Origin of the sequence: Rhizobium sp. GCM10022189 (assembly GCF_042656325.1) — a bacterium.
In the GTDB taxonomy this organism is placed as follows: domain Bacteria; phylum Pseudomonadota; class Alphaproteobacteria; order Rhizobiales; family Rhizobiaceae; genus Rhizobium.
This window is the reverse complement of sequence record NZ_JBHSOR010000008.1, coordinates 159,328-179,041: the sequence shown is the minus strand read 5'-3', so window position 1 is coordinate 179,041 and position 19,714 is coordinate 159,328. Positions and strand designations below refer to the sequence as shown.

Sequence of the window (19,714 nt, the reverse complement as noted above, 5' to 3'; positions counted from 1 at the left end):
TCGCCGACATCTTTTCGGCCCCGCACATCATCGTGACGAAAATACCGGCGTACTCATCAGAGATGCCGGTGTCCTCTGAAGTCGGGCCATGCGGTTCGGCAGCGTATAGGGTGTTGCCAGGCAACCGCTTGCAAGGCCGGCCGTGATGCTGAACAGCAGGCCAAGGTCGGTGCTGCTGCCGGAAATCGTCGCCGAGGCGATCTGCGCGACGGAGGCGAAAACGGCGGCCATCCCGATCGCCCGGTTTTCGCGGTTCACCAGTTTGCTGCGGGCGGCGGCCATCAGGAGGCTGTAGAGGAAGAGCAGGAAGAGAGCCGTGCCCGTGAGGCCGACATTCGACAGAAGGGCTGCGGCGAAGCTCGATGCGCGCACGGTGCCGAGCCCGGCCCCGAAGGTGGCCGTTTCCACAAAGGAGATCAGCGCCAGCGTGTTCCAGGCGGTACGTTCCTCGCCGGATTGGGATTCGAGCTTGTTGGCAAGGGTCACGTTCGCCAGGTCGCCAAGAGCGTTCCAGACGCTGGGGATCAGCGCCATCGCCAGGACCACGCAAGGCACCATCAGCAGCGTAATCAAAAGGAAGGTGGCATAGGGGCGCGTCGCCTGGCCGCTCAGGAGACGCCTGAGTGCGAACAGCACCACGACGCCGATCATGAAGAGGCCGGCGACATAGGCCGTCGTCGACGTGCAGAGGATCAAGGTCAGGCCGATCGACAGCGTCGCAAAGCCGGTAAAGCGGCTGGGGAAGCGCTCGAGCCAGAGGATGAGCGTGAAGCAGAAGAAGACAAGGGCAGCCGCCCCATAGGCGCTCGCTTCCGGGAAAGAGCCGACAATGCGCTTGAAGCCGCCAATGACCTCGGCCGTGTGCATCGTGTAATTGGCATTGCGCATGAAATCGAGCAGGTCGGGCTGGCCGATCGTGAAGGTCGCGATATCGACGAGGGCGAAACCCAGGCAGACCAGCGCCGTGACGATGAGCTGGCGGGCAATGAAGCGTCCGTGCCCCAGCCGGGCAAGACCGCAGACGACGGCGAAGCAGACGAGGTCGCCGAGCAGGTAGACGGACTGCGTGAGATTGGAGGAACCCGGCGCCAGCGGCGATGCCATGATCGACATCAGGCCGGAACTGCTGCGCGCGGATGAATAGACCAACGTCGCGCCGGCGAAAATACGCGGCAGGAAGAAGGCCGATACCGCGGAAAACAGGACATAGGCGGCAAACCAGAAGCCGGGGCCGGGATAGGCCAGGCTCGTAAGCGCCGCCTGTTTCTGGCGCGGACGCAGCAGCACGCCGATCGTGACGAAGAAGAGCAGGAGGTGGCTCGGCTGAATGCTGCTGCCGCCGAGTGCCGGAAGCTGGAAGGCTGCCGCTGCGCCGAGCAATGTGGAGATGCACAGCGCCGTGATCGCGAAGCGGGATCCGTAATAGACGAGCGCGAGGCCGAGCAGGAGCACAAGGAAGCCGATCGGTTCTATTGTCATGCCGCAGCCTCCGACGGGGGCCGAGGATTCTCTGCTCCTGCGCCACGCGGGCCATGCGTGCGGCCCGACAGGACGGCAAATGCGGACATGAACTCAATTCCGATGCTAACAGGCATAATCCTACCGTGGTCTCCTAGTTCGATCCTGTCTGCGATACCCAGTTCGGTGGCGGCGCATCGCTCCGGGCTATGTCGGGAATAGGGGCGGCGGCCGCCTGCTGCGGCTGCGGCGCCGGCGTGGCGGCGGAGACATCGGCCGCTGCCTCGACGCCGATCTCGATAATGTCGTGCGGCAGCAGGGCCGTGTTCTCATCGGCCACGATATTGCTGTAGCTGCCGTCTTCGTTGCGGCGAACGATCTTGAAGTTCTTTTTCGTCTTGCCGAGGAGCGTCGATTCCGCGCCCATGCGGGCGAGTTCCGCGCTATAGCCGGCCTGATCGCCGAGCAGTTGCGCCACCTGCATATCGATGCCCGCCTTGTTGATGGCCAGGCTGATCGTGTTCAGCTCCTGCTGGTTTTCGGCGTTCCGCTTGTTGATGATGGTTGCCTTTTCGCGCTCGCTCTCGTTCAAACCCTGGCGCGACTTGGTCAGCGCGATCTCGAGATCCAGCAATTCGCTCTGCGCTTCCGCCAGGCCGCGATCGACCGAATATTGGCGGGTGTTGCTGGTGAGGCCCTTGCTGACGAGGCTGTTGACGTTGTTCAGCTCCTGCTGCGCAAGGTCGATCTGCCGCTTCTGGGAGACGATCTTGGCTTCGAGCGATTGGATTTCCTGCGTGTAGAGGCGGCTGAGATCGTTTGCCGCCTCGATCTGGCTATTGGATTCGACCGCCCGCAGGCGCATCAGGTTCAGTTCCTCTGCCTTGAGCTTGTCGATATCGGGTACGCCGGCGAGTTCGGCGGGAATGTCGAAATCGGACTGGCCGGCGATCTCGGCGCGCAGGCGCGCGGCACGCATCAGGAGATCGCGGCGGTTGAGGACGGCTGTACGATAGTCGCCGGCAGCCTGAATGCGGTCGCGGTCGTAATAGCTGCTGTCGTCACGCGCGCGCATGTAGCCGCCGGCAACGCTGACGGCCTTGATGACGGTCATGTTGGCCTCGAAGGGATAACGTCCCGGCCGCTCGATGCTGCCGTTGACGAAGATCGGCGCATGCTGGTCGATTTCGACGGCGATGAACGGCCGTCCGGGAAGGTCGGCCTTTTCGGCCAACGCATCTGAAATGGCATCCGACAGCTGCTCGGTCGTCTGACCGGAGGCCCTGATCTGGCCGGCGATCGGAATCGACAGGTTGCCTGCATCGTCGACAGTGTAGGTTCCGTCGAGAGCTTCCCAGCTCGCATATTTGGAATCGGCGGACCGCCATTCCACGATCCGCAGCTTTATCTTGTCCTCGGGAACGAGCGTGTAGTTGTCGGCGCGGGCAGCGCTCCATCCCATCGCGCAGCTGAAGACGGCGGCAAGGCCGACGAGCGCAAGACGATCAGCGAAAAACGTGGGTCTCATGGCGTCTGTTACCTCCGTTTTGCCGCGATGGATGGCGAGGCCATCTCACGGTTTGAGGACTGGCTGAGTTCGAGGATGCGCATCGGGGATGCACGTCCCGTCAGAAGGTCGGACAAAGCCAGGAAATTGCCGTTCAGCCGGCCGCGGCGGTCGACCGCGCGATCGTTGAGCAGCGCGCCGCGGGCGTTTGCCAGGATGTTGCGGCCGATCTGCGCCAGCGCACGGGTCGCGGACATGGTGCCTTTGCGCATCAGGTGCACGGGATTTGCGACTTGCGAGTAGCCGAGCCTCTTGCCGGGCTGACGTCCGGACTTGACGCCAAGATGCACGCCACAGGCGCCCGAAATACGCACCGATCGTCCGAAGCGGGCGATGGAGCGGCTGAAATCGACATCTTCGAGCCAGCCGTAGAGCGGCAGCTCCTCGTCGAAGGCGAGGCCGTGACCGACGACTGGTGCCAGCCGGACCGCCATGTTGCATCCGTAGGCGTTGTAGACTTCCGTCACCTGCTCGGCTCTTTCGCCGGCGGTCTTGATGACATCGATGGCTTCGGACTGGGTCAGCCCTTTGCCGAGGATGCCGTCTGCGAGGACGTCGCCGGTCGCGATGACCACATCCGGATCGTCGGCGAAAACGGCGGCCATGCGCGAAATGAAGCCCGGCGCCGGAATGAAGTCGTCGTCGAGGAAGATCAGCACGTCCATGTCCGCGCTTGCCGCCTCGATGATCCGATTGCGCTGGCAGGTCAGGCCACGAGGGCCGAGCATCAGTTCCACGCCCTTCCGGCCGGCGAGCCCGGCAGCGTCATCCAGGCTGGGGACGCAGACGATGATGCGCTCCGGATGGGGCTGGAGGCCGTCGAGATAGGTGACTGTCTCCAGAAGCGTCGCCGGTCGGCCCGCCGAGGCAATGCCGACGGCTATCTTGAGCTTGGGTGCCTGCAATGTCGGGATCGTCATGGCTGAACACTCGACGGTGTGTTGTTGACGATCGCGCCGAGGATTTCTGCCCCGACATTGCGCATGCTGTCGACGACGCGGACCGTTTCGTCGATCGAGGTTTGGCCGTAACAGGTCACAACGAGAACGCCGTCCAGTTCCGGAGCGATCGCATTGGCGTCCGGCGACGAGGTGAAGGCGGAGATATCGACGAATATCGCGTCGAATTCCTTCTTCAGATCGTTGAAGTTGAGCTGGGTGCGGCGCGAGCTCAGGCGAATGGCGGGTGTCACGGCGCGGACCTTGCCGAGCGGCAGGAATTTCAGCGTCGGCGTCAGTGACAGGGTGGCGGTGCGGATCGCCTCGATATTGTCGAGCACGTCGATCAGGCCGGCTGAACTGTTCGGGGCGATGGACTTGCTGAGCGAGGACTTCGTCGCAGCCGCATCGATCAGCAGGGTGCGTGAGCCCGATATCGCCGAGAGCACGGCCAGTTCGCAGGCGATGGTGGATGCTCCGTCGCCCGGGTTGACGGCGACGATGCCGATCACCACGCGCCGTCTGCGACGGAAGCCGGTGACGGTCGCGCCAAGCTCGGCCATTCCCGGGATCATCGGATAGGCGACGGTGCCGCTGTCGCCGGCGGTCGGCAGTGCGGCCGCGCGCCCGCTCCTCTTTGCGCGTCCGAGAGAGGTGACGAAAGCCAGGCCAGCCGCCTGCGAGAGCTGCTGGGTGCGCATGATGCGCCGGTCGCTGACATGGCGGATCATGGCGAGGCCGAGGCCGGAACCGGCGCCGACGATCAGTGCGAAGGCAAGGATCAGCGAATTGTTCGGCTGCGCCTTGGAGAGCGGTGAGGTCGCCTGCGAAACGATGGTCGCGTCGGAGACCGGATAGGAGATGCGCTGCTTGGCCTCGGTATATTGGGTAAGCGTATTTTCGAAGAGCGTGCGGCGGGCGTCGGTCGCGCTCTGCAACTCCGCAAGCTTGAACTGATCGCGCGGATTCGCCTTGAAGGTGGCAAGCGCGTTTGCGGCATCGGCAAGCCCGCGCTGCTGTTCGTTGACGAATTGCTCCAGCCATTCGCTATATTGCTGGGCTGCCGCCGCCTTCATCTGAACGTTCTTGCGAATGTATTGCTGGGCAACGGCATCGGCGATCTCGACCGCCCTCTGCGGGTCGGATGCGGATGCGGATATTTCGAGGATCGTCGACTGGCCGATGCGGCGCATTGCGACGATATTGCGCAGACGCGCGATCGCCCAGTCGGTCCGCGACGTCTGCTGGCCCGTCGCAGGCTGGGCCTTGTTCGAGTTCGCGGCATCCTGTGCCGTGTCGGGCTGGGTGGTGCTGGCGAGGTTGCCCGTCAGCCAGTCCTTGACCCTGTCCTGCAGGGAAAGGGCCTGACCGGAAAAAGCCGGATCGTCGGCGAGGTTCAATGCGTTCACGGCGCCGCCAAGGACATCGCTGGATTTGGCTATTTCAAGCTGCGCATCGATGAAGGCGTCTTCGGCGAAGGCTCTTTGGGCGTCCGAGCCGTTCACCTGCGGGAAGACCATAAGCTGGGTACTGGCCACGTAAGTCGGCTTGGCGATCAGAAGATAGGCGCCGGCGAGCGCCACGAAGGCCAGGATGGTCGACCCTATCCAGGGCCAGCGCATTCTGACGAAAAAGGACATGTCCCGCAGCGTCAGCGGCGAACTCGCGCTGACGGCGGCCGGCAGGGATATCGGGGAGACGCTGCTGAAGACGTGATTTGAGTTCATAGTGTCCTGATCCAAAGGGCGAGAGTGTCTTCTTCGTTGCTGTCCAGCAGGTGCATGGCCCGGCGGGGCCATATGTCGTTTGCGGATTAGTAGCAGCCGCGCTGCGAAAACAGCGCCGGAACGGTCTTCGCGATGATGATGAAATCGCGCGTGAGCGACCAGTTGCGGACATATTGGACATCGAGCGCAACGCGGTATTCGTAGCTGACATCGTTACGCCCGCTGGTCTGCCACTGCCCGGTCAGGCCCGGTCTTGCGGCCATGTAGCTCGTCACATGCTCGCCGTAGCGGGTGAGCTCGTCGGCCGTCACCGGTCGCGGGCCTACGATGCTCATTTCGCCGCGCAGGATATTGATGAGCTGCGGCAGCTCATCAATGCTGGACTTCCTCAGGATCTCGCCCACCGTCGTAATACGCGGATCGTTCTTCAGTTTCCGCGTCGCTTCCCACTCGGCTCGCGCTGACGGATTGGTGCGCAGCAGTTCGGCGAGCTGGGCGGCGGCATCGGTCTTCATCGTGCGAAACTTGAGGCAGCCGAAGGCGGCGCCTCCGTAACCAATGCGCGTATGCGAATAGAAGATCGGTCCCTGATCGCTCAACTTTACGATGAGTGCCACGATCAACATCAGCGGCGACAGCAGAACCAGGGCGGTGGCCGCCATCGCGATATCAACCGCCCGCTTGGATGCCCTGCCGACGACGTGGGGCCGCGATGCCGAGCGCCGATCCTTGTTCGGCCCGGACTGGTCAACATTCGGCCAGGATTCACGAACTTCAATACTCTGTGCTTCCCAAGTCATTGACCGACTCCAACAGTTTCCGTTTAGAACCTTATGAAGTTTGGTGCAGCGCAATGTGCTTGTCTGTGACCGCGGTCATAATGATTAGCAAATTCTTTATGCTAATACTGTGATGCTACGGAGTTCGCCACGAATTCAGCGGCAGAGGATTTCCAAATCCTAATTTTATTCGAGATTTTAACTTAGTATGGCGTCAGAACGCGCGGCTTGAATAGATAAAGTCGGGCGTTATAACTGTTTTTTGGACAATGTTGATTTCAATCGCCCCAAAAATGGGCAATTCGGCATAATACACCCCTCGAATTCGACGGATGCTAGAAAAAATATAATCTATATAACTGCTGGTATCGTCACTATTATTTGAGATGCTCTTGTCATCTTCGATTGTTATTTGACTCTCAAGTTAGGACAATATAAATGATGCAGTGCAGCATCAGCTATGACCAATCTGTTTGTTTGGGGAGTTATGCGCATGGACGGAGCTACACAAGCGAGAGACTATAGGGTCGCTATGGGCAAGGCGGCTATTAGCGTTGTTCCGGATTCATCTTTGAACAACCGCATCTCAAACGACGACGACTTCCCGTTCTGCCGCGCGACTGTACGCAACTTCCGACGCGGCGAACTAATCGCAGGCGCCGGAGTCTTTGTAGACATGTTTGCTCGCGTGCAGCGCGGGCTGGTCAGCGCCAGTACGATGCTGCCGGATGGCAGGGAATTCATTGTCGAGATCATTCCGAGGGGAGGTCTGATCGGCGAACTTGAAGTATTGCGCAAGCAGATGCTGAACCTGGAGTATAGGGCCAGTTCGGATTGCGAGCTATACTTCTTCGAAGGCCGGCTGCTGCGGGAAAGGTACGCAACCGATCCGCAGTTTCAGGAAAAGGTCTTTTCCAGAACGCTTGCGCGCGTTTCCGAGCTGGAGCGCCGCATCATTTCGAATGCCGGATCGAGCCTGCAGTCGCGACTGGCGGCAATGCTTCTGCGGCTGTCTTCTGTCTACGGAAGGGATACGCCGGCCAACCGGGACGTGCTGGTCATTTCCCAGAACGACCTGGCGGCGACGCTTCCGGCCTCTCGCGAAAAGGTCAACCAGTGCTTGCGGCGCCTGCGCGAATGCAAGGTGATCGACGGGGCTCAAGGCAGGATCCGTATCCTCAACCGCAAGGCGCTGGAAGCCTATGCCGACGGTGCAGCCTCGGCAAAATAGTGCGCTTCGTCCCGAACCGGCGAGCGTCTGCCGCCGGCTCGCGACCACTTCACCTCTCATGGACGGCGTAGGGGCCTAGCCGTCAAAAGCATCCATTGTGTCTGTCGTCGGAGAGCTTCTATGAACGACATCGGCCAACTGCGTCCTGAGGAAAATGGGTCCGCCGTTTCGACGTTGCGGTGGCCGGCTTCCGGACGCTATGCCAAAATATGGAGGGACGGTATCGCTGCGCGACCGGTGCTCGACCGCGTGGTCATCATCGATGACTATTCGACGGCGAGGGGCGGGGCGACCGCGCTTGCGGTACTGTCGGCGAAACTCTTGCGCGGGCTCGGCATTGCCGTGACCTATATATGCGGCGACGACGGCGCCAACGAGGAGCTTGCCTCTCTCGGCGTCCCGATCGTCAAGCTCAACAGCCGCGACCTTCTGAGCTCCAATCGTGCGAAGGCCTTCGCAACAGGCATTCACAATCCCGCGGCCGCCGGCATGATTTCCGCCTGGATACGTGCCAACGATACGCCGAAGACGGCCTACCATGTTCATGGCTGGCATCAGATCCTGTCGCCGGCCGTCTTCGATGCGCTTGCGCCGGTTGCCGAGCGATGCGTCGTTCACGCGCACGATTTTTTCAACGGATGCCCCAACGGGGCGTTCTTCGATTATCGGGCGCAAGAGATCTGCCGGCGGCGCCCGCTCGGGGCAAGCTGCATCGCCACTTCCTGCGACAAGCGCAGCTATGCGCAGAAACTGTGGCGAACGGCGCGCGGCGCCAATCTCTTCCGTGCGCTCAGAAGCCGTCCCGCCTTCGGCAGGGTCATTCTGCTCCATGAAAAGATGGCCGAATTCCTCGTCGGTTCGGGCTACCGGCCGGAACGGCTGATCACCATCCGCAACCCGATCGCGCCGCTGACGGCCGAGCGTGTCGCAGCCGAGGACAATGACGAATTCGTCTTCATCGGCCGGCTGGATGAGGAAAAGGGCATAGAAGACGCGCTTGCTGCCGTGCGCCGCGCCGGCGCAAGGCTCTGCGTGATCGGTGACGGACCGCTGATGCCGAAGGTTGCGGCGGCCGGCGAGCACGTGCGGGCCATGGGCTGGCAGTCGCATGCGGAGATCGGCCGGATCATCCGCACCGCAAGCGCACTCGTCATGCCGTCCCGTTATCCCGAACCGTTCGGCCTCGTGGCGATCGAGGCGGCGCGCAGCGGCCTTCCCGTCATCATAACCAAGGGCGCTTTCCTTGCAGAGGAAATGGAGAGGGCCGGAATGGCGATCTCCTGCAACACAATGGACGAGCAGGCCTTTGCCGCGACATTGGCGGCCTTCCGCCAGATGCCCAGGGAGGGTGTCCGCCTGATGAGCGAGCGTGCCTTCCGGCTGTCGCCCAATCTGGCAACGACGCACGAAGAATGGCGCGACGCCCTTCTCGCTCAATATCGCAGTCTCATTCCGACACATGTGGTGCCCGAGCCGAGGGGCGGGGCAATTGTACAAGGAGCGTTCAGGTGACTGTCAAAGCAGCAAGCTCTCTCCCAGAAGCAATGGCATTCCGGGGCGATGCCCCCGTCGTGGCGCGAAGCCGGGCCGTCGAGGCCGGCGGCAGGGCCGAGGCGAAACCGCTTCGCGTCGCCATCGTCCACTACTGGCTGGTGTCGATGCGCGGTGGCGAAAAGGTGGTGGAGGAACTCTGCCGCATGTTTCCGCAGGCAGATATCTTCACGCTGGTCCATAATCCCGACCGGACCAGCGATTTCCTGAACAGCCGCAACATATATACGTCCTTCCTGCAGAAGATTCCGCGGGCGACGCGCCACTACACGAAGATGCTGCCGCTCATGCCCTTTGCGCTCGAGCACTTCGACCTTCAGGACTATGATCTTGTCATTTCAAGCGAATCCGGCCCTGCCAAGGGCATCATCACGCGGGCGGATGCGCTTCACATCTGCTACTGCCATTCGCCGATGCGCTATATCTGGGATCAGTTTCACGTCTACCGGCGCGGCGTTTCCTGGGTCGGCAAGGCCATGATGTCGCTCACCGCCCCGATGCTGCGTGCCTGGGATGTAACGACCGCCTCGCGCGTCGATACGTTCGTGGCGAATTCCAGCTATGTCGCGGGCCGTATCCGCCGCTTTTATGACCGCGACGCCGTCGTCATCTATCCGCCGGTTGCGACCGACGATTTCGCCATCGGGCAGGGCAAGGGCGAATTCTATCTCTATGCAGGCCAGCTCACCGCCTATAAGCGGCCGGATATTGCCGTGAAGGCCTGCACGGAAATGGGCCGCAATCTGGTCGTGATCGGGGAGGGCGAGCAGGAAGCCTATCTGAGGTCAATCGCCGGGCCGACCGTACAATTCCTCGGCCACCAGCCGTTCCCGGTTCTGCGCGATCACCTGTCGCGTTGCCGGGCGCTGCTGTTCCCCGGCATCGAAGATTTCGGCATTCTTCCCGTGGAAGCGATGGCGTCCGGCCGGCCGGTTCTGGCCCTTGATGCCGGAGGCGCGCGCGAAACCGTCTGCGCGCCGCATGTCGGCTTCCGTTTTGCAGAGCAGAGCGTGGAAGCGCTGATGGAAACGATGGCGGCGTTCGAGGCGGTCGAGGATACGCTCGATCCGGCCGCGATCCGAAACCACGCGCTGAGATTCTCCGCCGCGGTTTTCCGCGACCGCCTCGGCTTGCTGATCGACGAGCAACTGGCCAAACACGGGCGCCAGGCCGCAAGCCCCGTCAGGAGGAAGGCAAGCTGACGCGCAAAATCGGCCAGGAGGCCGGCAAAACCGGAGCGGCGGGTAGGCCGGCGCCCCGGAAAAGGTTGGTTGCACATGGCCAGGGACCAGATCGTGTCAAGCGTATCGCATAAAACGGCAACAGCAAGTATCTGGACAATCGGCGGAAAATTCCTGGCACGACTGCTCGATTTCGTGAGCCTGCTTGTGCTTGCGCGACTTCTGAGCCCGGCCGATTTCGGCATCGTCGCCATCGCTACGTCGGTTCTCGTGATCGTCGAGGCGATCCTCGATCTTCCGCTCACCCAGGCGCTGGTACGCATTCCCTCGCCATCGGAGCGGATGTTTGCAACCGCCTTCACGCTCAGCCTCATCAGAGGGGTCGCGATCAGCCTGCTGATGATCGTCATCGCCTGGCCGATGGCTGTCGTCTATAACGACACGCGGCTTTTTCCGCTCGTTGCCGTGGTTTCGATCGCGCCGGCGATGCGAAGCGTGATCAGCCCGCGCATGGTGCTTTTCATGCAGCGCTTCGACTTCCGGCGCGAATTTGCCCTCGACCTCATCACCAAAGGGTCGACCCTGATTTTCGGTGTAGGCGTGGCACTCGCGACGGACAGCTACTGGGGGCTGGCGTTCGGCGCCGTCGCAGGGCCGACCGCGGCGACTATCGTCTCCTATATCTTCGCGCCGATGCGGCCCAGACTCAGCCTCTCGGAATGGAAACATTTCCAGGACATGATCGGCTGGAACACGGTTTCGCAGGTTCTCAATTCGCTCAACTGGCAGATGGATCGGCTGCTGCTGCCGCGTTTCACGAGCCTTTCCACCTATGGCGCCTTCAGCGTCGCGGACAACCTTGCCGGCATTCCCTATCAGACATTCGTCGGTCCGCTCATGCGTCCGCTGATGGCCGGTTTTTCCAACGTCAGCGATCGGGGCAAGCAGACGGCGGCCTATCTGAAGGCCACCAACGCGATCATGGTCGTGGCGGCGCCGATCCTGCTCGTCATCATCCTGCTGGCCGAACCGATCCTGCGCATTGTCGTGGGCGAGAAGTGGGCGTTTGCGGCACCGATCCTGCAGTGGCTGTGCATCGTCAGCCTGATCGGCCTGCCGACGACGATCATGCCGCCGGTCGTCATGGTTCTCGACAAGACCCGCTATGTGGCGCTCAGGATGTTTGCTGAATTTGCGGTGCGGGCGCCGGTTACGGTGCTCGGCGTGATGATGTTCGGGCTTGACGGCGCGCTGGCCGCGCGCGTCATCGCCGCTGTCGTTGCCTGTGCCGTCTGCATCATCATCACCCGCCGGCTGATCGGTGCCTCGATCGGCGCGCAGTTCCATGCGGTCGTCCGGCCGCTTGCGGCCTGCCTGCCGATGATCGGCTTCCTGCTCTGGATTCAGCCCGTTCTCATCGCCATGCCGCTCGGCATCGACCTTGTCATTGGCGTCGGCCTCTGCAGCGGTGCAGCTCTTGCCATCTTCTGGCTCTCTTCCCTGCTCCTGTGGCAGGTGGCGGGGCGGCCCGACGGGCTGGAAGCCATCATTGTCAGGAGGTTTATGCCCTGGCGAAACGGAGTCGTCGTTTCATGATCGGCTCGCAAAACCCCGCAACGGGGTCGAGATCTCCTGGAGGGAGAACCATGCGTCACGCGAAGTTTGCCGGTAGATTTGCGCTTCTGATCCTCATCTGCCTTTTCGGCCCGCCCGGCCCTCGGCCCAGCGAAGCGGAAGAACCGCTCAATCTCGACGATTTTCAGCTCACCTTCGCCGAGGACTTCAACACGCTCGATGTTTCGGCCTGGGGAGAAAACCGATCGCGCTGGATCGCCCACACCCCCTGGAACGGCGATTTCGGCGATGCCCGCTTTACCGACCCGATGGACGGTTTTCCTTTTACGGTCAATGACGGCATCTTGCGGATCGAGGCTCGCAAGGATGCGGACGGCAAGTGGCGGTCCGGTCTCATCGCTTCGACCAATCCGAAGGGCGAGGGCTTCTCGCAAAAATTCGGCTATTTCGAAGCCCGCATGAAGCTGCCGCCGGGCAAGGGCGTCTGGCCGGCCTTCTGGCTGATCGGTCTCGACCGGTCCAAATTCACCTCGGAAATCGACGTGATCGAATATTACGGTCGCGCGCCCGGCGAGTTCAGCATAGGCTATCACGTCTGGCGGCCGAGCAACCAGCACACGACGGACGGCCACCTGACGAATGTGCCCGAAGGCTCGCTCAGCAGCGACTACCATACGTTCGGCGTGGATATCGGCCCGCAGAAATCAACCTTCTATCTGGACCGCAAGCCGCTGTGGAGCTTCGACACGCCGCCGGAATTCCAGATGCCCTTCTACCCGCTGGTCAATCTTGCGCTCGGGGCAGGCTGGCCGATCGACGAGACGCCGAACCCGTCCTACCTGCTGGTCGACTATATCCATGTCTACCAGCGCAAGAGCCTCGTTTCCGGCGAATAAAGGCTCTATGGCTGGGGCCGGAGGGCGGTCTGCGAGCGCTTGAGCGCATCGAGCACGATGCCGGTCAGACGGCGCGACGGGGAACTGCGTGGCCAGAGCATGCCGACCTCTCGCGGTGGAAAGGGCACGGGCAGTTCGAGGACGGCGAGGTTGAGGCCTTCCGGCCAGGGCCTTGCCCAGTCCGGCACCAGCGAAACGCCGAGCCCGTTGGCGACCATGACCGAGATCGCCTCGAGGGAATCGAGTTCCAGCCGCTCGGCCGGTTTCAGGCCCTGCCTTTGAAGATACTCGTCGGCAAGACGGCCGCCCCAGTTGTTGCGGTCGTAGCGGATGAAGGGACGGGTCTTCAGGAGCGTGTGCGGGTTCTCGCCCTGGCAGTCGGCAGGGGCGACGAGAACCAGGCGTTCGGCGCGCAGCAGCTCCCATTCCAATGTTTTCGGTATTGAAAAAGGTGGTTTCACGAGGATCGCCGCGTCGATATCGCGGTCTATCAGCCGCTGATAGAGATCGGTGGAGGGGCCGGGCAACAGGAAGACCTCCACATGCGGCATGCTGGCAAACACTTCATGAAGAGCGGCCGGCAGCAGCCCGGTCAGCGCGGTGGTGATAGCGCCGAGCCGAAGCTCGCCGGAGGGCAGATCGGCATTGGCGAGGCTGCGCAGGTCGCGGACCTCGGCGAGGATCCTGCGGCTCTTTTCGATGATGGCGTGGCCGGTATCGGTCGGGCGCACGCGGCGGCCGACGCGGGTCAGGAGCGGCACGCCGACATCGTCTTCCAGTGCCTGCATGCGCTGGGCGACCGCGGCCGGTGTGATGCCGAGGCGGCGGGAGGCTTCGGCCAGTGATCCAAGCTCGGCAACCAGGAGGAAAGTATCGAGAAAACGTGTCTCCATAAGAACAGATTTTCTATCTTCTGAAAGCAGAAAAAGCGAGATTTTTCTTCTTCTTGCGATCGCCATAATGCGGGCGAAACGGGAGTACCTGCCTTGGATATGCAATTGAACGGAAAGACCGCGCTGGTATTCGGCGCGGGTGGTGGACTGGGTGGGGCGATTGCCCGCTCGCTGGCTCAGGAAGGCGTCCGCGTCGCCGTTGCCGATATCGATGAGGCGGCGGCCGCAAAGACGGCGGAAGGCATTGTTTCCGCCGCAGGACAGGCGCTTGCTATCGGCTGGGACATTGCCGATCTCTCCGTCATCGAGGCAAGACTGGCGGCAATCGCCAAAGCGTTCGGACCTGTCGATATCCTTGTCAACAACACGGGTGGTCCGCCACCGACGCCCGCATCCGGCCAGGCGGCCGAGACCTGGTCGAAATATTTCGACATGATGGTACGCTCGGTGATTGCGGTAACGGATGCCGTGCTGCCCGGCATGAAAGAACGCGGCTGGGGCCGCATCATCACGTCGACGTCTTCGGGCGTCGTGGCGCCGATCCCCAATCTCGGGATCTCGAACAGCTTGCGCCTGGCGCTGGTCGGCTGGTCGAAGACGCTTGCCCGCGAGATCGGGCGGGACGGGATTACCGCCAATATCGTGCTGCCGGGGCGCATCGCGACCGGCCGCATCACCTTCCTCGACGAGCAGAAGGCCAAGCGCGAACACCGGCCCGTGGAAGAGGTGACGGCGGAGAGCACCGCCTCGATCCCTGTCGGGCGTTACGGACGACCGGAGGAATATGGGGACACGGTTGCTTTTCTGGCCAGCCCGCGCGCATCCTATATCACCGGCTCCGTCATCCGTATCGACGGCGGCCTCATCCAGAGCATATGAGGTGCCGACAATGTCTCTCGATCCGGCTGTCGTCGAAACCCTGAAGGGCGTTTCCACGGCAACACTGACGACAGTGCTTCTGAAAAAGGGGCTGAGAAATGTCTGGATGCGCGGCACCAGGCCGCTGAGGCCCGGCCAGGAGCGGGTCGTCGGGCCGGCATTCACTCTGCGCTTCGTGCCGGCGCGCGAGGATCTGGCGACGCCCGAGAGGTGGGCTTCGCCGATTTCCACGCGAGCGGCGATCGAAGACATGCCGGAAGGATGCGTTGCCGTGGTCGATGCCATGGGCGTGCAGGATGCCGGCATTTTCGGTGATATTCTCTGCGCGCGGATGATGAAGCGTCGGGTCGCGGCTCTCGTCACCGACGGTGTGGTGCGCGACCTGGAAGGCGTGCTTGCAAGCGGGCTGCCCGTCTGGTGCGACGGCATGTCTGCGCCCCCTTCGGTCGCCGGGCTGACCTTCGTCGGCTGGCAGCAGCCGATCGCCTGTGGCGGCGTCGCGGTTTTTCCTGGCGATATCGTCGTTGCCGACAAGGATGGCGCAGTGCTCATCCCGGCCGCTCTCCTGGAGGCAGTACTTGCCGAGGCACCGGAGCAGGAGCGCATGGAAGCCTGGATCATGACCGAGATCGACCGGGGCGTGCCGCTTCCCGGTCTCTATCCCATGAATGCGGAAACAAAAGCACGCTATCAGGCGTGGAAGGATGCACAATGAGCTTCGGACCCGACGCAAAGGGCGTCTATGCCATCGCAACCACGCCGTTCCTGGCGGATGGCACGCTTGATACGCCATCGATCGACCGGCTGACCGATTTCTATCAGGATAGCGGCGTCACCGGCATGACCATCCTCGGCATCATGGGTGAGGCGCCGAAGCTGGAACCGGCGGAATCGCGGGCGATCATTCGCCAGGTGGTCGGCCGGTCCAGAGTGCCCGTTATCGTCGGCGTCTCGGCACCCGGCTTTGCGGCGATGCGCTCGCTCGCCCGCGATGCGATGGACATGGGGGCTGCCGGCGTGATGATCGCGCCGACGCCGGCGCTGCGCACCGACGAGCAGATCGTCCAGTATTTCGCCCAGGCCGTCGAGGCCGTCGGCACGGACGTTCCCTGGGTGCTGCAGGACTATCCGCTGACACTGACGGTCGTCATGTCGGCGAGCGTGATCGCCAGGATCATTTCCGATCATCCCTCATGCCTGATGCTCAAGCACGAGGATTGGCCGGGGCTGGAGAAGATCTCGAAACTGCGTGCCCTGCAGAAGGCCGGCGAGCTGCGCCCCTTCTCGATCCTCTGCGGCAATGGCGGCATGTTCCTCGATTTCGAGCCGGAGCGCGGTGCGGACGGCGCCATGACCGGCTATGGCTTCCCCGACATGCTGGTCGAGCTGGTCGGTCTCTTTGCGGCCGGCAAGCGCGACGAAGCGCACGATCTCTTCGACGCGCATCTGCCGCTGATCCGTTACGAGCAGCAGCTCGGCGTCGGGCTTGCCGTTCGCAAGCATGTTCTCATGCGCCGGGGCGTCATCACATCGGATGCGCAGCGCAAGCCCGGAAGCGCTCTCAGCGTGACGGCACGGGCCGAGGTCGATTATCTTCTGCGCCGTCTCGCGCGGCATGATCCGCGCGCACCTGTCTGAGGCACCTGGCTCCCCGCGCTCAGGCGGGGAGCCGTTCGTGCTCAGGATGCAGGTCCGGCTTCCGTCCCACGCAGCGCGGCAATGATGTTGTCTGCCGTCTGAAGCCCGGTCCGCTCGACCGCGGCACTCGTCTGCGAGGCGATATGCGGGGTCAGGATAATGTTCGGGGCCGTCAGCAGCGGATTGCTCGGATTGACCGGCTCTTCCGAGAAAGTGTCGAAGGCAGCGCCGGCAAGCTTGCCGGAACGGAGCGCTTCGGCAACGGCGGCCTCGTCTACCAATGCGCCGCGCGCCGTATTGATGAGCAGCGCGCCGGCTTTCATCCGGCCGATTGCCGTTGTGTCGATCAGGCCCGTGGTTTCCGGCGTCGCAGGGCAATGAAGGCTGACGATATCGGCCGTTTCCAGCAGCTGTTCGAAGGTGACTGCGGTGACGGGAAGTTCCCCCGTCCGAGGAGTGCCACCCGGCCTTGCGGCGATCACCCTCATGCCCAGCGCGTGCGCCGTCACAGCCATCCGTCCGCCGATATGGCCGAGGCCGATGATGCCGAGCGTTCGACCCGCAAGTTCGCGACCCTGGTATCCTCCGCGGTCCCAGTGGCTGTCGCGCATGCGATCGGTCAACCGTGGCAGATCCCGGCCGAGAGCCATGATCATGGAGAGCGCGAGTTCCGCAACCGCAGCCGCGCCCGCTTCACCGGCGGTGGTGACGGCGACACCGGCATCACGAGCGGCCTGCAGATCGACGCTGTCGACGCCGGCGCCATGCTTGGCGATGATCTTGAGCGACCTTGCCGTCTCGATGAGCCGCCGCGTGATCGGCGGGTTGCCGCGCAGCAGGATTGCGTGGACCGGTCCGCTGCCGACAGCGTCGAGCAGAGCCTGTTCGTCGGGCATCGCCACCGTGAATTCGAGAGACATGCCGGCTCGCTCCAGCCTTTCGCAGGCAGGCTTCGCCAGTGCGTTACTCGTTACGAGCACGCGGTATTTTTCATCTGTCATATGCACTTTTCCCAGGAGTGAGATGCCGCAGCATATTGCGTCGCGCCGATTGCCGAAAGGCTTCCTGGCCGGTGCGTGGAGTTTCCGCCACGGCCTTTCCCGATCTAATTCGAGGAATTGAGAATACGGACCGGCTTTCCCTCGATCCAGGCGGCGATATTCTCGACGGCATCGCCATAGAATATGCGATAGGTCGCCTCTGTCACATAGCCGAGATGCGGGGTGGCGACCACATTGGCGAGGCGCCGGAAGGCGTGGTTTGCGGGCAGGGGCTCCTCATCGAAAACGTCAAGGCCGGCGCCTGCGAGATGACCGCTTTCCAGCGCGGCGATCAATGCCGGTTCATCGACGAGTGGACCGCGGGACGTATTGAGGAGAATCGCGCCCGGCTTCATGAGGCCGAGTTCGCGCCTGCCGATGATGCCTGTTGTTTGCGTGTTCAGGGTCAGATGTATCGTGACGATATCGGCGGCGGCCAGCAGTTCATCGAGGGAGGCGGCGTAGCCTATGCCGAGATCGGCGCTCTTTTGCGGCGTGTTGGAGCGCGACCAGGCGGCAACGTTCATGCCGAAGGCGCGACCATAGGCGGCGACCTGCTGGCCGAGCTTGCCAAGGCCGGCGATGCCGAGCGTCAGTCCCCGGAGATCGCGCCCGACCGACAGCTGCCAGGGGTTCCGGGCTGCACGGAAGTTGGCGACTTCGGAGGGAATATGACGAACAAGCGCCATGAGCAGTGCCCAGGTCAGTTCCGCGGCCGAGCCGACGAAGCCGCGCGTGCCGGCAACCGCAATACCAAGGCGGGCGGCCGCGGCCATGTCGATCGAGGCATTGGCCATGCCGGTCGTAACCAGCAATTTCAGCTTCGGCAGCCTGCTGAGGCGTTCGGCGTCGAAGGCGGTCCGTTCCCGCATGGCGATGACGATGTCGTAGTCTGCCAGCCGGGTGATCAGCGCATCGGTATCGGCAATGTGGTCGTCGAAACGGTTGATCTCGACCTTTCCTTCGACATTGCTCCAGTCGGCCATGGTGAGGGCGACGCGCTGGTAGTCATCGAGAATAGCGCAGCGTAAAGGCATTGGAAAAACTCCACGAAGTATCGATGTTTGTCACCCGGGCCGGAGAAGCTTTATCGCATATTCGAGGGCGATGGTGGCCGCTCGCGCAATCGTGAAAGCGGTGTTGGCCCGTCGAGTTCTGCCGAATGCTGCCGGAGCAGAGCAAGGAATTCAGCCTGAAGCGTCGTCGGCAGCCAGTGGCGGCGCAGCGTGACGCCGACGGGGCGGCGCGAATCCGGCAGCGGATAGTCCATCACGGCCAGGAAGTTCGCCGCCAGCTCATAGCGGATCTGGTGGCGGGAGAGCAGCGCGAGATGATCGGATTTCAGAAGCACGCCCCTGATCGCGTTGAGCGAGCCGGTCTCGACGCTCCGGCGGGCGGGTTTGTCCTTCGGAAAGGTTGCGGCCATGGCGTTGAAAGTTTCACGCGAGGGCGTGCCGCGGCGGGCGACGACCCAGGGATAGCCGGCGAGGTCATCCGGCGTGATCTTGCGGGACTGCGCCAGCGGATGGTCGGCACGTCCGACGACGCTAAGCTCGAAATCGAAAAGCGGTTCCTGATGCAGCGTGTTGGAGACAAGGTTTCTGCGCAGTGCGCCGACGAGGATATCGATCCGGCCGCGTTCGAGATCGTCGACCAGCACTTCGTAGCTTCCCTCGACGATCTCGAAACGTGCGAGCGGAAAGCGGTTGGCAAGATGCGCGATCACCTCGGGCACGAGGAAGGTTCGGGTCAGCGGCAGCGTGCCGATCGAAATGCGGCCGGCATAGTGGTTGCGGGCCTCCAGAAGCTCGTCGCGCAGGCTGACGAACTCAGCAAGCGCCAGGCTGAACCAGCGGGCGGCGGAAAGGCCTGCCACCGTCAGGCGGACGTTGCGGCCGGAATTTTCGAAGAGGCAAACACCCATGACGGCTTCCGCCTCGCGGGCGGCGCGCTGCACAGCGGGTTCGGATTGTCCCAGCATGCGGGCTGCGGCGCTGAAGCTGCCGTGTTCGGCAAATGTCGCGATGGCGCGCAGGTGAGGCCATGCCAGTCGGGTTTCGACAGTGACGATCGCGGCTCTTGCGGCCGGCGGGCAGGCCTGACGGATAAGGTCAAGCAGGCGGCGGGACCGCTGCAGGGCGATCCTGCCTTCCGCCGTCAGCGTCATGGTGTCGCGTTCGACAAGGCTTGTATCCAGATGCTTTTCCAGCCGCCGCAGGGCCTGGGAGGCCGCCGGCTGAGTGATGCCGAGAGCGGTTGCGGCCAATGTCAGCGAGGCGGTCTCGGCGCAGGCGACAAACAGCCTGATATGGCGCAGGTTCGGATAGGTTGGCGTCGGCATGGCTCTTCCTGAAGGCCCGC

The 19,714-nt window shown here is 62.8% G+C and carries 17 protein-coding genes; 8 read left to right on the top strand and 9 right to left on the bottom strand.

The window, feature by feature from the left end:
* Positions 1-27: 27 nt before the first annotated feature.
* The 5 genes from ACFPWW_RS08535 to ACFPWW_RS08515 all read right to left on the bottom strand — a co-directional run bounded on the left by ACFPWW_RS08535 (position 28) and on the right by ACFPWW_RS08515 (position 6,490).
* Positions 28-1,479: a hypothetical protein gene (locus tag ACFPWW_RS08535; protein ID WP_377311371.1), complete on the bottom strand. Its 1,452-nt coding sequence runs from the start codon at positions 1,477-1,479 to the stop codon at positions 28-30.
* Positions 1,480-1,612: 133 nt separating this feature from the next.
* Positions 1,613-2,986 (bottom strand): polysaccharide biosynthesis/export family protein, encoded by a 1,374-nt coding sequence (locus ACFPWW_RS08530; protein WP_377311370.1) that lies wholly within the window; start codon positions 2,984-2,986, stop codon positions 1,613-1,615.
* An 8-nt stretch (positions 2,987-2,994) separates the two neighbouring features.
* The gene (locus ACFPWW_RS08525; protein ID WP_377311369.1) at positions 2,995-3,945 is read right to left on the bottom strand and encodes a glycosyltransferase family 2 protein; all 951 of its coding nucleotides are present in this window, start codon (positions 3,943-3,945) and stop codon (positions 2,995-2,997) included.
* On the bottom strand, positions 3,942-5,690 hold the full coding sequence (locus ACFPWW_RS08520; protein ID WP_377311368.1) for a GumC family protein: 1,749 nt from the start codon (positions 5,688-5,690) through the stop codon (positions 3,942-3,944). The genes ACFPWW_RS08525 and ACFPWW_RS08520 overlap by 4 nt, the downstream gene beginning before the upstream one ends.
* A gap of 86 nt (positions 5,691-5,776) precedes the next feature.
* Positions 5,777-6,490, bottom strand: a complete 714-nt coding sequence (locus tag ACFPWW_RS08515; protein WP_112563034.1) for a sugar transferase — start codon at positions 6,488-6,490, stop codon at positions 5,777-5,779.
* Between the two features lie 472 nt (positions 6,491-6,962).
* Between ACFPWW_RS08515 and ACFPWW_RS08510 the strand changes: the two genes are divergently transcribed.
* The 5 genes from ACFPWW_RS08510 to ACFPWW_RS08490 all read left to right on the top strand — a co-directional run bounded on the left by ACFPWW_RS08510 (position 6,963) and on the right by ACFPWW_RS08490 (position 12,903).
* On the top strand, positions 6,963-7,700 hold the full coding sequence (locus tag ACFPWW_RS08510) for a Crp/Fnr family transcriptional regulator (RefSeq protein ID WP_112704799.1): 738 nt from the start codon (positions 6,963-6,965) through the stop codon (positions 7,698-7,700).
* Between the two features lie 120 nt (positions 7,701-7,820).
* Positions 7,821-9,212: a glycosyltransferase family 4 protein gene (locus tag ACFPWW_RS08505; protein ID WP_377311367.1), complete on the top strand. Its 1,392-nt coding sequence runs from the start codon at positions 7,821-7,823 to the stop codon at positions 9,210-9,212.
* On the top strand, positions 9,209-10,453 hold the full coding sequence (locus tag ACFPWW_RS08500; RefSeq protein ID WP_112563030.1) for a glycosyltransferase family 4 protein: 1,245 nt from the start codon (positions 9,209-9,211) through the stop codon (positions 10,451-10,453). Before ACFPWW_RS08505 ends, ACFPWW_RS08500 begins: the two co-directional genes overlap by 4 nt.
* Positions 10,454-10,546: 93 nt before the next feature.
* Complete coding sequence (locus ACFPWW_RS08495; protein WP_377311366.1) at positions 10,547-12,028, top strand: lipopolysaccharide biosynthesis protein; 1,482 nt, start codon at positions 10,547-10,549, stop codon at positions 12,026-12,028.
* Positions 12,029-12,078: 50 nt separating this feature from the next.
* Positions 12,079-12,903, top strand: coding sequence for a glycoside hydrolase family 16 protein (locus tag ACFPWW_RS08490; RefSeq protein ID WP_377311365.1), 825 nt, complete (start codon positions 12,079-12,081; stop codon positions 12,901-12,903).
* Positions 12,904-12,908: 5 nt separating this feature from the next.
* Here ACFPWW_RS08490 and ACFPWW_RS08485 read toward each other — a convergent pair whose 3' ends face one another.
* Positions 12,909-13,796, bottom strand: coding sequence for a LysR family transcriptional regulator (locus tag ACFPWW_RS08485; RefSeq protein WP_112563026.1), 888 nt, complete (start codon positions 13,794-13,796; stop codon positions 12,909-12,911).
* A gap of 99 nt (positions 13,797-13,895) precedes the next feature.
* On the opposite strand from ACFPWW_RS08485, the gene ACFPWW_RS08480 reads away from it, so the two are divergent.
* Genes ACFPWW_RS08480 through ACFPWW_RS08470 form a run of 3 tightly spaced genes read left to right on the top strand, consistent with a single transcriptional unit; the run spans position 13,896 to position 16,313 of the window.
* Entirely contained in the window at positions 13,896-14,675 is a 780-nt protein-coding gene (locus ACFPWW_RS08480) for an SDR family oxidoreductase (protein ID WP_377311408.1), read from the top strand.
* A gap of 10 nt (positions 14,676-14,685) precedes the next feature.
* Positions 14,686-15,390, top strand: coding sequence for a ribonuclease activity regulator RraA (locus tag ACFPWW_RS08475; protein ID WP_377311364.1), 705 nt, complete (start codon positions 14,686-14,688; stop codon positions 15,388-15,390).
* Entirely contained in the window at positions 15,387-16,313 is a 927-nt protein-coding gene (locus ACFPWW_RS08470) for a dihydrodipicolinate synthase family protein (protein WP_112563020.1), read from the top strand. Before ACFPWW_RS08475 ends, ACFPWW_RS08470 begins: the two co-directional genes overlap by 4 nt.
* 41 nt (positions 16,314-16,354) lie before the next feature.
* On the opposite strand, the gene ACFPWW_RS08465 is transcribed toward ACFPWW_RS08470, so the two are convergent.
* The 3 genes from ACFPWW_RS08465 to ACFPWW_RS08455 all read right to left on the bottom strand — a co-directional run bounded on the left by ACFPWW_RS08465 (position 16,355) and on the right by ACFPWW_RS08455 (position 19,694).
* Positions 16,355-17,314, bottom strand: coding sequence for an NAD(P)-dependent oxidoreductase (locus tag ACFPWW_RS08465; protein WP_377311363.1), 960 nt, complete (start codon positions 17,312-17,314; stop codon positions 16,355-16,357).
* A gap of 104 nt (positions 17,315-17,418) precedes the next feature.
* Entirely contained in the window at positions 17,419-18,390 is a 972-nt protein-coding gene (locus tag ACFPWW_RS08460; protein ID WP_377311362.1) for a D-2-hydroxyacid dehydrogenase family protein, read from the bottom strand.
* Between the two features lie 50 nt (positions 18,391-18,440).
* Positions 18,441-19,694 carry a LysR family transcriptional regulator gene (locus ACFPWW_RS08455; RefSeq protein WP_377311361.1) on the bottom strand — a complete coding sequence of 418 codons (1,254 nt, stop codon included), beginning with the start codon at positions 19,692-19,694 and terminating at the stop codon, positions 18,441-18,443.
* Positions 19,695-19,714 lie beyond the last annotated feature (20 nt).

Bases quoted from the DNA above. Each gene is read 5' to 3' on its own strand.
- ACFPWW_RS08520 (WP_377311368.1), bottom strand. From the start codon at position 5,690: ATGAACTCAAATCACGTCTTCAGCAGCGTCTCCCCGATATCCCTGCCG.
- ACFPWW_RS08525 (WP_377311369.1), bottom strand. From the start codon at position 3,945: ATGACGATCCCGACATTGCAGGCACCCAAGCTCAAGATAGCCGTCGGC.
- ACFPWW_RS08485 (WP_112563026.1), bottom strand. From the start codon at position 13,796: ATGGAGACACGTTTTCTCGATACTTTCCTCCTGGTTGCCGAGCTTGGA.
- ACFPWW_RS08480 (WP_377311408.1), top strand. From the start codon at position 13,896: ATGCAATTGAACGGAAAGACCGCGCTGGTATTCGGCGCGGGTGGTGGA.
- ACFPWW_RS08465 (WP_377311363.1), bottom strand. From the start codon at position 17,314: ATGACAGATGAAAAATACCGCGTGCTCGTAACGAGTAACGCACTGGCG.
- ACFPWW_RS08510 (WP_112704799.1), top strand. From the start codon at position 6,963: ATGGACGGAGCTACACAAGCGAGAGACTATAGGGTCGCTATGGGCAAG.
- ACFPWW_RS08515 (WP_112563034.1), bottom strand. From the start codon at position 6,490: ATGACTTGGGAAGCACAGAGTATTGAAGTTCGTGAATCCTGGCCGAAT.
- ACFPWW_RS08475 (WP_377311364.1), top strand. From the start codon at position 14,686: ATGTCTCTCGATCCGGCTGTCGTCGAAACCCTGAAGGGCGTTTCCACG.
- ACFPWW_RS08470 (WP_112563020.1), top strand. From the start codon at position 15,387: ATGAGCTTCGGACCCGACGCAAAGGGCGTCTATGCCATCGCAACCACG.
- ACFPWW_RS08530 (WP_377311370.1), bottom strand. From the start codon at position 2,986: ATGAGACCCACGTTTTTCGCTGATCGTCTTGCGCTCGTCGGCCTTGCC.
- ACFPWW_RS08505 (WP_377311367.1), top strand. From the start codon at position 7,821: ATGAACGACATCGGCCAACTGCGTCCTGAGGAAAATGGGTCCGCCGTT.
- ACFPWW_RS08490 (WP_377311365.1), top strand. From the start codon at position 12,079: ATGCGTCACGCGAAGTTTGCCGGTAGATTTGCGCTTCTGATCCTCATC.
- ACFPWW_RS08535 (WP_377311371.1), bottom strand. From the start codon at position 1,479: ATGACAATAGAACCGATCGGCTTCCTTGTGCTCCTGCTCGGCCTCGCG.
- ACFPWW_RS08455 (WP_377311361.1), bottom strand. From the start codon at position 19,694: ATGCCGACGCCAACCTATCCGAACCTGCGCCATATCAGGCTGTTTGTC.
- ACFPWW_RS08460 (WP_377311362.1), bottom strand. From the start codon at position 18,390: ATGCCTTTACGCTGCGCTATTCTCGATGACTACCAGCGCGTCGCCCTC.